The 14,816-nt window shown below is 65.9% G+C and carries 9 protein-coding genes; 5 read left to right on the top strand and 4 right to left on the bottom strand.

Annotated features, from left to right (window positions below; genetic code table 11):
* Positions 1–14: 14 nt before the first annotated feature.
* Positions 15–1,178 (bottom strand): 5-(carboxyamino)imidazole ribonucleotide synthase, encoded by a 1,164-nt coding sequence (locus tag CFOUR_RS02470; protein ID WP_085957724.1) that lies wholly within the window; start codon positions 1,176–1,178, stop codon positions 15–17.
* Between the two features lie 58 nt (positions 1,179–1,236).
* Here CFOUR_RS02470 and budA point away from each other — a divergent pair, with 58 nt between their 5' ends.
* On the top strand, positions 1,237–1,977 hold the full coding sequence (budA, locus tag CFOUR_RS02465; RefSeq protein ID WP_085957723.1) for an acetolactate decarboxylase: 741 nt from the start codon (positions 1,237–1,239) through the stop codon (positions 1,975–1,977).
* A 15-nt stretch (positions 1,978–1,992) separates the two neighbouring features.
* On the opposite strand, the gene CFOUR_RS02460 is transcribed toward budA, so the two are convergent.
* Both CFOUR_RS02460 and CFOUR_RS02455 read right to left on the bottom strand, forming a co-directional pair.
* Positions 1,993–2,460, bottom strand: coding sequence for a hypothetical protein (locus CFOUR_RS02460; RefSeq protein WP_085957722.1), 468 nt, complete (start codon positions 2,458–2,460; stop codon positions 1,993–1,995).
* A gap of 22 nt (positions 2,461–2,482) precedes the next feature.
* Positions 2,483–3,211 (bottom strand): biotin--[acetyl-CoA-carboxylase] ligase, encoded by a 729-nt coding sequence (locus tag CFOUR_RS02455; RefSeq protein WP_230471816.1) that lies wholly within the window; start codon positions 3,209–3,211, stop codon positions 2,483–2,485.
* Positions 3,212–3,353: 142 nt separating this feature from the next.
* Here CFOUR_RS02455 and CFOUR_RS02450 point away from each other — a divergent pair, with 142 nt between their 5' ends.
* On the top strand, positions 3,354–5,441 hold the full coding sequence (locus CFOUR_RS02450) for a catalase (RefSeq protein ID WP_290179841.1): 2,088 nt from the start codon (positions 3,354–3,356) through the stop codon (positions 5,439–5,441).
* Here the strand turns inward: CFOUR_RS02450 and CFOUR_RS02445 are convergent, their stop codons facing one another.
* Entirely contained in the window at positions 5,442–6,347 is a 906-nt protein-coding gene (locus CFOUR_RS02445; RefSeq protein ID WP_085957719.1) for an RNase H family protein, read from the bottom strand.
* Between the two features lie 155 nt (positions 6,348–6,502).
* Between CFOUR_RS02445 and CFOUR_RS02440 the strand changes: the two genes are divergently transcribed.
* The 3 genes from CFOUR_RS02440 to CFOUR_RS02430 all read left to right on the top strand — a co-directional run bounded on the left by CFOUR_RS02440 (position 6,503) and on the right by CFOUR_RS02430 (position 14,807).
* Positions 6,503–9,505 (top strand): PD-(D/E)XK nuclease family protein, encoded by a 3,003-nt coding sequence (locus tag CFOUR_RS02440; protein ID WP_179154829.1) that lies wholly within the window; start codon positions 6,503–6,505, stop codon positions 9,503–9,505.
* Positions 9,506–9,507: 2 nt separating this feature from the next.
* Positions 9,508–13,221, top strand: coding sequence for a UvrD-helicase domain-containing protein (locus CFOUR_RS02435; protein WP_085957717.1), 3,714 nt, complete (start codon positions 9,508–9,510; stop codon positions 13,219–13,221).
* Between the two features lie 71 nt (positions 13,222–13,292).
* Positions 13,293–14,807, top strand: coding sequence for an acyl-CoA carboxylase subunit beta (locus CFOUR_RS02430; RefSeq protein ID WP_085957716.1), 1,515 nt, complete (start codon positions 13,293–13,295; stop codon positions 14,805–14,807).
* The last annotated feature ends 9 nt before the right edge of the window (positions 14,808–14,816 follow it).

The following is a 14,816-nucleotide window of genomic DNA, read 5'->3' as shown; positions in this document are numbered from 1 at the left end:
GCTGTGCCAACTGTCTAGTCCTTCCAGGTTGCGTGGATGATGTAGTGCGCGGCGTCCTCCGCCACCGCGAGCGCCTCGTCGACGCTGTCCGCGCACACGTTGATGTGGCCCATCTTGCGGCCTGGGCGGTGGTCCTTGCCGTAGAGGTGAACCTTGGCCTGCGGGTACTTACGCATCACCGCAACGACGCGCTCGGCCATCGGGGTGTCCGGGTCTTCGTCGCCGCCGAGGGTGTTGACCATCACCGTCGCCGGAGCCAGCGTGTCGACGGCCCCGAGCGGCCAATCCAGCACCGCGCGCAGATGCTGCTCGAACTGGGAGGTCACACACCCGTCCTGCGTCCAGTGGCCGGTGTTGTGCGGGCGCATGGCCAGCTCGTTGACGCTGACCTCCGGGCCGTTTTCGCCCTCGTACTCGAACAGCTCCACCGCCAGCACGCCGGTCACGCCGAGGCCCTCCGCGACGCGCACGGCCAGCTCCTCGCAGTGCTTCGCCAGCTCGGCGGACATGTTCGGCGCAGGTGCGATAGCAACCCGGCAGATGCCGCCGTCCTGGCGCGACTCCACCACCGGCCAGGCGCGCACGTCGCCGGAGCGGTTGCGCGCCACCATGGCGGACAGCTCGCGGGTGAACGCGACCTTTTGCTCCGCCATCAGCGGCAGGTCGCGCCCGAGCAGCTCTTCCACCAGCTCGGCGCACTCATCCTTCGACTTCGGAAACCACACGCCGTGGCCGTCGTAGCCGCCGCGGGTGGCCTTCAGGCACACCTGGCCGTCTTTTTCGCCCCAGAACGCCTCCGCATCCGCTTTCGACTCGATCGCGGCGAAGGCCGGCACGGGCAGGCCGGCCTGAGAAAGCCGGGTGCGCTGCTCGAGTTTGTCCTGGGCGTAGATCAAGGCGTCGGGGCGGGGCTCGACGGTCACGCCGCCGTCGATAAGCATCTGCGCGTACTCGTTGGGCACATGCTCGTGGTCGAACGTGACCGCATCCGCGCCGTCGGTGACCGCCCGCAGATCCTCCAACTTGGTGTAATCGCCGAGGCGCACGTCGCCGAAGACCTGCGCCGCGGAAGCCTCCTTGCTCGAGGCGAGCACGCGGGTGTCCACCCCAAGCTCGATCGCGTCCGTTTGCATCATCCGTGCCAACTGGCCGTCGCCGATGACGGCGACGACGGGCATCCCATAGGCGTTACTCACCCTGCACACTCTAGTCGCCCCTCCGACTAGCATCGCAGCCATGTCTGCAACGATCGCCCGCCACACCATCTTCCAGAACTCCCTGATGACCGCGCTGCTCGACGGCATCTACGACGGCGAGCTTTCCATCGGCGACATCTTGAGCAAAGGCAACTTCGGACTCGGCACCTTCGACGCCCTCGACGGCGAAATGCTCATCCTCGACGGCGTGTGCCACCAGCTCACCTCCGACGGCAAGGCACGCGTGGCCGATTTGGACCAGCGCACCCCGTTTACCGTGGTGACCAACTTCGTGCCCCGCCTGCGCTTCGACGCGCCCGCAGGAATGTTGCGCTCCGAGCTGGCCAGGTTCATCGACGACGCCGAGCCCAGCCACAACTTCTTCACCGCCGTGAAAATCACCGGCCGGTTCAAGCAGGTCCGCGTGCGCACCGTGACCAAGCAGGAAAAGCCCTACCCGCCGATGTCGCAGGCGGTCTCCGATGACGCCGAGCACGTCTTCACCGACGTCGACGGCGTCATCGGGGGCTTTCGCACCCCCGCATACGCGAAGGGCATTGGCGTGCCGGGCTGCCACGTGCACTTCATCGACGACGCCCACTCCCGCGGCGGCCACGTGCTGGACTACACAGTCGACGAAGCCACAATCGAGCTGTGCCCCGGCACCGACATGGAGCTGCACCTGCCGGTGACCGCGGAGTTTTTGGGCGGCCAGCTCTCCCCCGACGACCTGGACGAGCAGCTGCACACCACCGAAATCAAAGACGAGGCGACGCGCTAGCGGCGCACCCGGCGCCTAACGCTGGCGCTGCCCGGTGAGTGCGCGCTGGACCGCCTTCTCTACGGCGCGGGTCCGGCCCACCCGCTCAAACACGACCGGTTGCGCGTATCCGTACACCGCCACCTGCAACCCGCCGTGCTCCCGGCGCACGGAATGGATCTGGCGCAGCGGGATCGAATCCACTGCCCCGCGCCGGCCGCGGGCGAGGATGCGCTTGTCGGTGAGGATGAAGCGCCGCCTTCGCGACGCCACCAGCGGGAGGACAAACCGCCACAACACCAACAGCGCCCAGACGAGCACCACGATGTTGCGCATGCCCGCATCCACGTGCGGGGTCACGTCCATCCAGCCGATAGCCATCCACGCCACGCCGGTGACGGCTACGACTTCCAACAGCGGGATGGTCAGCGAGGAAATCGGCGCGCACACGTCGGCGAGGACCACTTCGTCCCCGCCAACGCGAAACGGTGCTTTGCCGGACATAACCAGGCAGGGTACTGCACACCTAGGACGTCGGCCGCAGATGGTGGACGTCGCCCACCGAGTACGCGGCGCCGTCGATAAGCACTTCGCCCTGGTCGTTGACCCCGGTGACCATGCCGCGGACGGTCTCTTCCCCCTCGCGCATTTCCAGCCGCACCTGCTGGCCGATGGTGGCGCACACCGCGCGGTAGTCCTCCAGCAGCTGGGGGTCGCCCTCGCGCCACTGGGTCAGCCTCTTGCCCATGGCCAGCAGGATGTCGGCGGTGAAGTCGTCGAAATCCACCTCGATGCCCTCGAGGTTGAGCGCCGTGGCAGTCTCCACCGGCAACTCTTCGCGCCGCATGGCCACGTTGATGCCGATGCCCACGATCACCCGCGGCATGTCCAGCGCAGACAGGATGCCGGCGATCTTCTTGCCGCCTATCTGCACGTCGTTGGGCCACTTCAGCTGCGCCTGCGGCACCACGTCGGTCACGGCCACCCCCGGAGCGATGGACAGCAGCCCGAACGGCGGCGGGGTCGCGCCCACCTCCACCACCATGCTCATGGCCAGCTGGGAACCTTTCGGCGAGACCCACTGGCGGCCCAGGCGCCCCTTCCCCGCGGTTTGTTCGTCGGCGATGAGCACGGTGCCCGGTGCACCTTCTTTGAGCAGGTCTGCGTTTGTAGAGCCGGTGGATTCCACCCAGCGCACGTTCGGCCAGTATTGCTCCACCGCGTCCTGGATGGCTTGAATGTCGCGCACAGTCATGCCCCCGAGCATATTGCTTGTCGACGTTCGTTCCGCCCACCGCGCACTCCACCGCCGATCTTGAATGCTTGTCCGACACACCCACGTCGAACGCCCCTACCCTCGGCCACGTCCCCGCATATCAACGAAGAGGTGGATTGAGATGACCGACAAGAACCAAAACCCGCCCCAGGACGCGCCGGAACAGCAGGGCCCGGCCGCCGTGTCCCCCACCGGCTGCCCGTTCCACATCGGCGCCAGCGACGCGGACCCGCGTTCGCAGCAGGGCGAGTACCTGACCACGTCCCAGGGTGCGCGCTTGAGCGAGACTTCGAAGTCCCTGCGCGCCGGCGAGCGCGGCCCGCTGCTAGTGCAGGACCACCACTTCCGCGAGAAGATCACCCACTTCGACCACGAGCGCATCCCGGAGCGCGCCGTCCACGCCCGCGGCGTGGGTGCGCACGGCACGTTCGTAGCCAACGGCAACGCCTCGAAGATTTCCAAGGCCAAGGTGTTCAAGAAGGACGCCGAGACCCCGGTCTTCGTGCGCTTCTCCACCGTGCTGGGCTCGCGCGGCTCCGCCGATTCCGTGCGCGACACCCGCGGCTGGGCCACCAAGTTCTACACCGAAGAGGGCAACTGGGACCTGGTGGGCAACAACATCCCGGTCTTTTTCATCCAGGACGCCATTAAGTTCCCGGACGTCGTCCACGCGGGCAAGCCCCGCCCGGACCGCGAGATCCCCCAGGCTCAGTCCGCACACGACACCTTCTGGGATTTTGTGGGCCAGCACACCGAGGCCACCCACCACACGCTGTGGAACATGTCGGATCGCGGTATCCCGCGCTCGCTGCGCATGATGGAAGGCTTCGGCATCCACACCTTCCGCTTCATCAACGACGCGGGCGAGACCTCCCTGGTGAAGTTCCACTGGAAGCCGAAGTTCGGCGTGCACTCCCAGGTTTGGGAAGAAGCGCAGATCACCGGCGGCATGGACCCGGACTTCCACCGCCGCGACCTCTACAACGCCATCGAGGCCGGCGCTTTCCCGCAGTGGGATCTGGGAGTGCAGGTCTTCCCGGACACTGAGGACCAGATGTTCGAGGGCATTGACCTGCTCGACCCGACCAAGCTGGTGCCGGAGGAGCTCGCTCCGGTGGAGGTCATCGGCACGATGACGCTGAACAAGAACCCGCGCAACTACTTCGAGGAAGTTGAGCAGGTCGCGTTCTGCCCGTCCCACCTGCCTCCGGGTATCGACGTCACCGCCGACCCGCTGCTGCAGGGCCGCCTGTTTTCCTACCTGGACACCCAGATTTCGCGTCTGGGCGGGCCGAACTTTGCGCAGCTGCCGATCAACCGGCCGCAGGCGCCGGTCAATGACAACCTGCGCGACGGCATGCACCAGGTGGCCTCCCACACCGGCGTCGCCCCGTACAAGCCGAACACGCTCGACGGCGGCGCACCGTCCGAGGCGACCGAGGACGAGGGCGCGTTTATCGACGTCCCCGTCGCCGTGGAAGGCGAGATCACTCGCGAGCACCCGGCGTCCTTCGACGACCACTTCTCCCAGGCGCGCCTGTTCTACATCTCCCTGAACGACGTGGAGCAGGAGCACCTGACCCAGGCACTGTCGTTTGAGCTGGGCAAGTGCTACGAGGAGTCCGTGAAGACGCGCTACCTCGAGGTGCTCGCCCACGTGGACCAGGCTCTGGCTGAGACGGTGGCCGACAACCTGGGCCTGGCGCATCCGGCGAAGCAGGAGGTCGCGGACGTCACACCGTCTGAGGCACTGTCCCAGATGGGTGGCACCTGGCCTATCGACGGCCGCCAGATCGGCGTGCTCATCTCCACCGAGCTGGCTGGCGACGAGGCCGCAGCCGTGGGCAAGCTTGTCGACGAGCTCTCCGCCGCCGGCACCACCCCGCTCCTGGTTGCAGAAAAGGGCGGCACAGTGAAGTTGGGCGGAAAGGACACCCCGATCTCGCGCACCTACCTGACCGCAAGCTCCATCGAGTTTGACGCTGCCGTGGTGGTCAACCCGCCGGCGACGCCCGACGTGGACACCATGCTGGGCGAGTTTGAGCGCCACAAGAAGGCCATCATCGCCGTCGGCGAGACAGGCAAGCAGGCGCTCGAGGCCGCGCGCGTTCCCGCAGACCAGCCGGGCATCACTGTCGTCGACTCCGCGGATGCGGCGGCCGAGCCGGTCAAGGAGCTGCTGGCGTCCCACCGCGTTTGGGAGCGCTAGTTACCCCACCGCAACGACCTGGCGGAGCTCCTCACACAGGTGCGCAATCTGCGGGGTGCCCTCCAGGTCCCACTGCGCGTTCCGGCGCGCAGTCACAGCACTGCGGTGTGCCAGCTCGTTGAGCGGGTGGCCGTTGTGCCCGCGCACCCACCGCACGCTGATGTCAACGCCGTTGCGGCGCACGCGCGCCAAGCGGCGCAGACATTTAATTTCTTCCGGCCCGCTGCCGGGGCGCTGCGTCAGCGCGCCATCGAGGATGATGTTGAGGTAGCGGGCTGCTTTTAACGAGTCGGTGAGCACCTCGACACTTGCCACGTTGCCGCGCACGGTCGACAGCGCAAGCTCGATCGCGGCGAACTCGCCTTCCAACACCTTCGAGGAGTTGACCTTGGCGGTAGCGATGCGGCCGGAAGTGCTCACCGCCGCGATGCCGACGACGTTGGAGCACTTCTGCTTTGACGCGTCGGTGGCAATGGTCAGGTGAACCGGGGCTGCCGGCGCCTTTTCCGGCAGCGGCTTGGCGTAGAGGGTTTCTTGCATGGCGGCGAAGCTCGCGCGGCATGCTTCCCACGTGCCGCGCATGCGCCCTGTGGTGGTAGCTGGAAACTCGATGCCGCGAAATTCCGGGTCCAACTGCGCTACCTCGCGCAGTTCCACCGGAAGCCCGTATACCGCAAGGCCGCCGTCTGCGTGGGCCCAGACCCGCTTGAGCGCGTTGAGCAGGACGCGGTGCACGTCAGCGTGGTCACGCACAGGCTCCGCCGCCAGAAACATGGTGCGGCCGTTGACCGCAGCTGCGATGTCCACGCACGGTGACTCGCCGGTGAGACGGGCGACGTGGTGGATGGCGGCGACTGGCTTGTGCGAGATGCGGGCGAACAATGCGGGGGTCGGGTGGTCAGACACGGCTGGGTCCTTTCGGCTGAATTTTGCGCTGCACCGAGAAACTTAGAAACGGGGCCGACACCGGCCACCGACATTCGCACACCTGTTCCCTTTTTTGTTCGATGTCGGAGCATTCCCCGGCCCCGGTGTCGGAGCCGTCGACTAGCGTCGTGCCCATGACCTCCGCGCAGAGTTTCCGCAGCCGCAGCAGCCAGTTCAGCGACCGCCTTGTTTCCGCAGTTCGAAGCGCCAAAAGCACCGACCCGTTCACCCCCGTCACCGTCCTGTGCGGTCCGGGTGCAGTAGATGACGTCACCTCAGCGCTTGCAAAATCCGACAAGCCCTTTGTCAACGTTGAGGTGCAACCGCTGGAGGTATTCATCCACAGCGCCGCTGCTCTCCTGGCCAAGCCTCGCCTACAGCGCTCCGAGGTCGCGGCTGAGGTTGCGGCCGCACTGCGACCGGACGCTCCAACACAAACCGTCTTCCACCGCAAAGGTCTCAACGAGTCGGCCGCCACGCTCGAGGGGCTCACGGACGCGGTGTTCACGTTGTCGACGCTGCCCGAGCCCTGGCGCAGCCAACACCAGGATGCGGAGTTGCCGCGGATCTGCGCCGAGCTTGCAAACGGCATTCTGGCGAAGCTGTCTCACCGCTTCTACACCTTCCCAGAAGCCGTAGACGCCGCCGCTGCATTCGCCGCCGAGCGGCAACTTATCGTCATGGGAGATATTGCACTGGACCCGTTATCCGAGTGGGCGCTGGAAAAAATTGCCGGCCAGTCAGTCCAGATCCAGCCCGGAGAGTTTGCTGCAACAGTGGAGCACCGCTCCTTCGTCGCGGAGTTGGATGAGGCGAAGTACGTCGCCGACGCCGTGGCGAAGGCGCTGGACGACGGTGCCCAGCTGCACGAGCTTGCGGTCGGCTACTGCAGCGAGGCGTCACTGCCCTATCTCGTGCGAGCGTTCAACGAGGCCGGCATTTCCCACCACGCACCGGCCACTTCCGTGTGGGCGCAAAACCCTTACTTCCGGGCGCTGAGCCTCATTCTGCGGATCGATCCGGAAGAGATGAACCGCCGCGACCTGGCAGCGCTATTATCCACCGGTGTACTCAGCCGCGGGGAAGAGACGCAGTCTCCGTGGATCGTGGACTTTGACCGGGTGAGCAGAAACTCGGACCAGCAGTTTTACGCCGGCGAGGACTGGCACCCGAAAGAGATTGCCTCAGGCAAGCTGGAAAAGCAGGCCACCGCGGTTGTGCATTGGGTGAACACGCTGGCAGATGAGCTACACACAGTCTGGGCCGCTTCCGACTGGAATACAATGGCTAACGCGTTGCGCACGGTTGCCCGCCGCTGGCTGCGCAACCCGAGGGGCGAAGAAACGGTCTACGAAGAAGAGTTCTTCCGCGCTCTAGAGCGCCAGCAAGGGCCTGTGCACAGAGCACGCGCAGTCGACGCTGTTGCCCCACTGTTTGAACAGGCGCAGCCAACAGCAACGCGCGGGCTGGTGCGCATCGGTGCGCTGGAGTCACTCACGGGGCGAAACCTCCACACCGTGTTCATCGTCGGTGCGCTGGACGACGCGTTGCCCGGCTCCATCACCCCCAGCGCCACGGTGACCGAGACACAGTCCCACTTAAGCGCGGAGGCGTTCATCGGCGTACGCCGGCGCGCTCTCGACGCGGCACTGCGCTGCGCACCGAACGCGGTTATCACCCATCCGCGCTCGCACCAGGACGGTTCGGGACGAACCGAGCCGTCCCAATGGGTGTCCAAAGAGGAGCTGGAGGCACACGGACTGAGTCTCTCCACTGCCGCAGACAGCCCCGCCGACGGCATCGTAGCGATGCCACCGCTGAGCACCATGCTGCTTACCGGGCAGATCACGCCAGTGGGCGCGGCGGACCTGTCGCTCGTGCGCACCGCGCACGGCCAGGCAGATGAGCACGTCAGCCGCTACAGCGAGATCATGGGCTACCGCGATACCGGTGCCGCCGGCGAGTCAGAGGGCGCAGAATTCAATGGGTACACGCGAAGTGAGGTGGGCCTGCAGTTTTTGAGCAAGCAGATCTCTAACTCCGCGCTGGAATTGTTTACCCGCTCGCCGCAGTTCTTCTTCATCGAGCGTGTGCTGGACGCCTACCAGCTCGAGGATCGGGTGCACACGCTGGACATGGATGCGCGAGAACGCGGCACGCTCTACCACGTCATCTTCGAGCGTTGGACCAAAGAGGTCCTGCTCGGTGGGGACGCCACCGCGCCAGATGATCCTGAGTGGTGGGACGGGGCCGGCCGCCGCGCCCTCGAAACCATTGTCGCCGAGACGCTGCAAGACCACCGGAGCGCACGCGTCAACGAAGCAGTGTGGAAAGGGTTTGAGACCAACCTGTGGCGCGACATCGACCGCTGGTACGCCACAGAGCGCGCTGAGTACCGCGCAGGCTGGCGGCCGATTGCCGCCGAACTCGCCTTCGGCAGCAACAGCCGCGACGGCAGCGACTATCCCGCCCCGGTCCTGCACGTGCCAACGGGCGCCGGCAGCACCGCCGCGATGGAATTTCGGGGGTTGATCGACCGGGTCGATTACCGCGTCGTCGAGCCGACAGCTGCAGACGAATCCCAGCTTGCCTACACCGAAATCCGAATCACCGACTACAAGACCGGCAACAAACACAAAGACGTCGCGTCTGCGCTGAGACGCTCACCGACCGGGGATCCGGCAAAGGAGCACTACTTCCAGTTGGCGCTCTACGGCTGGGCAGTCCACCACCGATTCGTGGACGCCCCGGATCCCGACGCGGCCAGCTGGTTTCCACAGATCGCCGAAGCTGTAGAGGGAAAACCTCCAGTACAAGCGGTGCAGGCACGGTACTGGTATTTCCAAGCGCCGGAGGACGAAGACGGCCAGCCACACCTCGACATCGACGACAAGGCAATTGCCACGCTGAGAACGAACCTGGCGAACATTTACCAGTACATCGCCGCGGGCACCTTCCCTCCCCATGCGTTGCCGAAGTCGTTGTGGACCGACGACGCAGAGGTGCGCATCGGCCGCGCGCAGTACACGGTAGTGACCGAAGCGTTAGCAGAGCAGGAACTGACTCCGCTCGATATCACCACTCCGTTCGACGACACCGTTGATCCACAACACCCCGAGGCAGAAGCAAGGAACTGAACATGACTGCACGCCCTACCTACCTCACCCCCGCTGACATCGCCGCCGGCGACAGCCTGCAAACTGACATCAACGGCAGGGAATTCATCCAGTGGAGCACCGGCACCAACGTCTTCGTCCAAGCGGGCGCGGGCTCGGGAAAGACCACGACGCTGATTCAGCGCATCCTGACGCTCATCGTCGACGACGCGATCACCATCGAACAAATTGCCGCCATCACCTTCACCGAGGCCGCCGGCGGCAAGCTCGTCTCCGATTTGCGCGCAGCCCTGACCCAGGTTGCACGCGAGGCGAAGCACAGCCCCTTCCCCGGGAAGGAGACCACGTTCCGAAAGGTCGCCGACCCCGAAGAGGTGAAACGTCGCGCGCAGGCCGCGCTTGAAGGACTGCCCGGCGCAGCGATCGGCACACTGCATTCGTTTTGCCTCCGTCTGCTCAAGCAGTATCCGCTGCAGGCGGGGCTGCCGCCCAAGGTGGACAAGGTGGACGAGCTGCGGCAGCAGATGGATGCCAGCCTGCGCACGGACCGGGTGATTGAAACGTTGACGCAACTTATCGCCGGCGATCCGCGCGCCGCGGAAGATGTTGCGAGGCTCAAGGACGCATTCGGCATCGACATCGACCCGTCCACGATTGCTGGAGACCTTGAAACCCTGCTCGGCTACGGGGTTCGCATGTCCGCGATCGGCGAGGCTGCCCGGTGGATGGATGAGCGGTGGGGAGAGCTTGACCCCACGCTTGCGCAGCCGCGCTGGTTTGCTGCAAACGACGCCGAATTCGTCGCTGGAGAGTTCGCGTTACTGCAGGAGCTGCACGCCGCAGCTGAAGGTGTCAGCCCCGACGACACGCTGTTGCAGTGCCTGGAAACGTATTTGGAGCTGATCCAGCCCTTCGCGGGCGGTGCGCAGGGCGACCTCGGCCTGTGGCAGCCCGTGCTGCCCAGCGTGGGCAGGAAAGGACGCAAGCCGAATTGGAAGGCCGTGGTGCTGCCCGACCACGTGCTCGCCGAGCTGGCCAGCCGCGGCCTCGAGGTTGATCCGGACGACCCGAAGGCCGCGGTGGTCGAAGCACTCAAAAACGTTCGGGCGCGGTTTAGCGCCCGCGCGCGGCCCGGTCTCATCGAGGCGCTCACCCACGTCACTCCCCTGCTCGCCGCTGTGGTGCTGGACGCGAAAAACGACCGCCTGAAGCGGGGCACCCTCGAGTATCACGACATGATCTTCCTGGCCAAGCAGTTGGTCACGGCACCCGAAAACGATCGGATCCGTAAGGAGCTGCACGACAAGTACAGGGTCATTTTCGTCGACGAGTTCCAGGACACCGACCCCGTCCAGTACGAGATTGTCCGCGTCATTGCCGCCGGGCTTCTCGACGCACCTCCGGCCCCCGGCAGCCTGTTTATGGTCGGTGACCCGAAGCAGTCCATTTACCGGTTCAGAAACGCCGACATCGACAACTACAACAAGGTCAAAGCCACCTACCACCAGGACGGCTCCGGCGAAGGCGTGCTGGTCAACCTCACACAGAACTTCCGCTCCTCTCAGCGAGTGATCGGGGCGGTAAACGCCCTGTTTGCCAAGGTCTTCACCGATGTTGAGCCTGCGCCGGGAAGCCCAACGCAGGCGTCGTACGAGGACATGCTGCCCCAGGCGGCCAAGTCAGCGCAGCTGCCAGACGGAACAACAGCGACGCTTCCGGGCAAGGTGGTCTTCGTCTACTCTGACGAGGCCGCGCAAGCAAAGGCCAGCGATGCCCGGAAGGTGGCGGAGGAAGAAGACATCGTCGCCATCGTCCGCGCGGCGGTGAGCAACGCAAACGGCGAGTACTTCTCCCACAAACCCGTTCGCGGGGAGGACGGAAGCGACGTCGCTAAGCCACTGCGCTACTCGGACATCGCGGTGCTGGTGCACACGCACGCAGATTCGCGCAGGGTGCAGCGCGCGCTGGCGCGGGCTGCAATCCCGTACGTCTCCGAGGGATCCACGCGCCTGTTTTTGGTACCCGAGATCAACGACTTGCTCACGGTGCTGCGCGCGCTCGGCGACCCTGCGGACTCCTTCACCCAAATCGCCGCATTGCGCACCGCCCTGCTGGGATGCTCGGACGCCGAGATCGCCGCTGATGCGCTTGGCCAGCCGGTCTCCGACCGGGTCGAGAACAAGAGGCAATGGTTGCGGGAGGTCTCCCGCAACGCTGGCGGGACGGATGTGGGCACGCTCGTGCGCGAGATTGTGACCGAGTTCGGCCTCGCGGACAGCTTCGTGGCGCAAGGCAAGGAAGATGCGCTGGGCAGCTTGGAGCAGCTGCTCACCCTGGCCGATCAATTCGCCCGCACCACCGGGCTGGGCTTGCGCGAATTCGTGCGCTGGGCCGACGAACAGGCAGACAGCAACAACGGTGCGTCCGATCCCGTGCTGGACAACAACGCCGACGGGGTCAGGATCATGACCATTCACCGCTCCAAGGGCCTGGAATTTCCCATGGTCATCGTGGCCAACCTCAGCCAGGACTACAGGTTTTCGGGCCTGCAGCAGGGATTTTCCAAAGACGACAAACGGGTGGCGCAGCTGAAGTTCGGCTCTATCCAAAGCCCCGACTTCGAGCCGCTGAAAGACTACGAGGCACAAGCCGCGCAAGACGAGCTGAAGCGGCTCATGTACGTCGCCCTCACCCGCGCTGAATCGGTCCTCGCCGTACCGCTGCACGTGGGCACCAGAGCTAACTCGGACGAGCTTCGCAGCACCAAGGGCACCGCGCTGATGGAGGCGATGCGAGAGGTGATAGCTGAAGCGCAAGAAAACGGCACCGCGAAAGAGCTTGCGGGGGCGGGAATTTCGTTGGTCAGCCGCGACTCCCTCGGCGAGGTGGACACGATTCAGGTGCCCGACACGGCGCGCCCCGAATACGCGCCACTTGAGGAGCGCGAGGAAGCGCACACCCGGGCTGTGGCGGCACTGGCGGCTGCGGCGGGTGCCGCTCCGAGAATCGGCGTGACCACCATCGCCCACGCCGAGGACCAGAACGCAGAGCCGGCAGCGAAGAACCAGGACACAGACGCCGCGCAGACCCGCACCACGGCCGTAGACGAGGAAGTGCCAACCGCGCAGCGCCGCACCGGCGAGGCTGTGCGTTCCCAGCTCGAAGCAGCAGGCTGGACCGTGCCTGCGGCAGCGCGCTTCGTTGACGCGCACGTTGAGCGCACAGCAACAGGTACTGACTTCGGCTCTGCGGTCCACGACGTCATGGAGCGCCTGCCTGACGCGGGCGACCGCAGCATCGAAGACTTGTGCCGCCTCGCCGTGGCACAGTTCGGCTTGGCTCAGGACGCGTACGCGGATGTGCTCGCCGCCGCCCGCGCGTTCTCGCGCTCGCGGCCGTACCAGAGCGCGGTCGCCGCGGAGCAGGCCTTCTTCGAGCTGCCGGTGCTGCGTGGAGTGCAGCTGGACGGGGACTCGGACACCATCGCGGTCAACGGCTACATCGACCTGCTGTACAACGATGGTGGCAGCTGGGTCATCGCCGACTACAAAACCGACAGTCACGCACGCGAAGAACGCGTGGCCAGCTACTTCCTCCAGCTCGAGCTCTACGCCCGTACGCTCAGCGAGGCGCTCGGCGCTCCGGTGTCCCGGCTGGAGTTGATCTTCCTCGACGGCCGCGAAGCCGATGGCACGCAGGTGCTCACCCACAACCGGCAGGAGGATTCGCCGCGTTAGCTGGGAAACGAAACGCGGCGCGGAGCCGTCGATAAGCAATGACGTACACACGGAACATAGACTGAGGCGTTATGAGTGCATCCAAACCCGACATGACCACCACCGCGGGCCGCATCGAGGATCTGCGCAACCGCTTGGACGAGGCGCAGGCCCCGGTCGGTCAGGACGCGATCGACACAGTGCACGCAGCTGGCGGCACCACCGCCCGCGAGCGGGTGCTCAAGCTCGTAGACGAGGGCACGTTCGTCGAAACCGACGCGCTGGCCAAGCACCGCGTCGAGGCGTACAAGATGGACAAGTCCAAGCCGTCCACCGACGGCGTAGTCACGGGCTACGGGCTTATCGACGGCCGAAGGGTCTGCATCTTCTCCCAAGACCCGACCATCTTCGACGGCCAGATCGGCGAGGTCTACGCCGAAAAGGTGCTGAAGATCTACGACCTGGCCACCAAGACCGGCGTGCCGCTGATCGGCATCTACGATTCCACCGGTCCGCGCTGGAAAGAGGGCATCGTCACCGCCCACATGCAGGCCCAGATCCTGCGCGCGGCCACTCGTGCGTCCGGCGTGGTCCCGCAGATCGCGGTGGTTGCTGGCGACGTGGCCGCGCTGGCCGCCACGACGGTGCCGCTGGCGGACATCACTGTCATGGCCGAGGGTGCCTCCTTGCACGTGACCACCGCAGACATCGTGAGCAAGGTCACCGCGACGGAAACCACCACTGATGAGCTCGGTGGCAACGCCGTGCACGCGACCGAGACCGGTCTGGCGCAGCTGAGCGCCGCCACCGACGCAGACGCCGTGGAGCTCGCTCGCGCGATCGTGGGCTACCTGCCGCTGAACAACAAGGCCGCCTCCCCGCTCGGCGCCGAGGCTGACGGCTCGGGCGCGGATTTGGACACGTTCATGCCCGACGACGACAACCAGCCTTACGACGTCGCCGACATCATCGCCGCCGTCACCGACGGCGACTTTTTGGAGCTGTCCGCCCAGCACGCCGGCAGCGTGGTCACCGGGTTCGCGCACGTGGGTGGGCGTGCCGTCGGTGTCGTCGCCACGCAGCCCAGCGTTCTCGCCGGCTGCCTGACCCGCGAGGCGGCGCGCAAGGCTGCCCGCTTCATCCGCACCTGCGACGCGTTCAACCTGCCCATCGTCCAGTTCGTGGACTCCCCCGGCTTCCTGCCTTCCGTGGAGGAGGAGCGTTCCGGTTCCGCGGCCGGCGCCGCCGCCCTCGCCTACGCATTCGCAGAGGCCCAGGTGGGCACCATCACCGTGGTCACCCGCAAGGCGTTCGGCCCGTCCTACGCGCTGCTGGGCTCCAAGGGCCTCGGCGCGGACCTGGTCTTCGCGTGGCCGACTGCCCAGATCGCGCTCGCCGACGCCGCCACCGCCGCCGAGGCAATCGGCACGGACGAGGAGGCTTACGCGGCCGACAACCTCAACCCGTACGTTGCCACCGAGCGCGGTCTCGTCGATGCCGTGATCGAGCCCAACGCCACCCGCACCCGCGTGCTCGAAGGCCTGCGCCTGCTTGAGCGCAAGGTGGCCTACCCGGCGCAGAAAAAGCACGGCAACATCCCGCTGTAGAAGGAGGCT

Source organism: Corynebacterium fournieri (genome assembly GCF_030408775.1).
GTDB classification, from domain to species: Bacteria; Actinomycetota; Actinomycetes; order Mycobacteriales; family Mycobacteriaceae; genus Corynebacterium; species Corynebacterium fournieri.
This window is presented reverse-complemented; position numbering and strand designations above follow the sequence as displayed.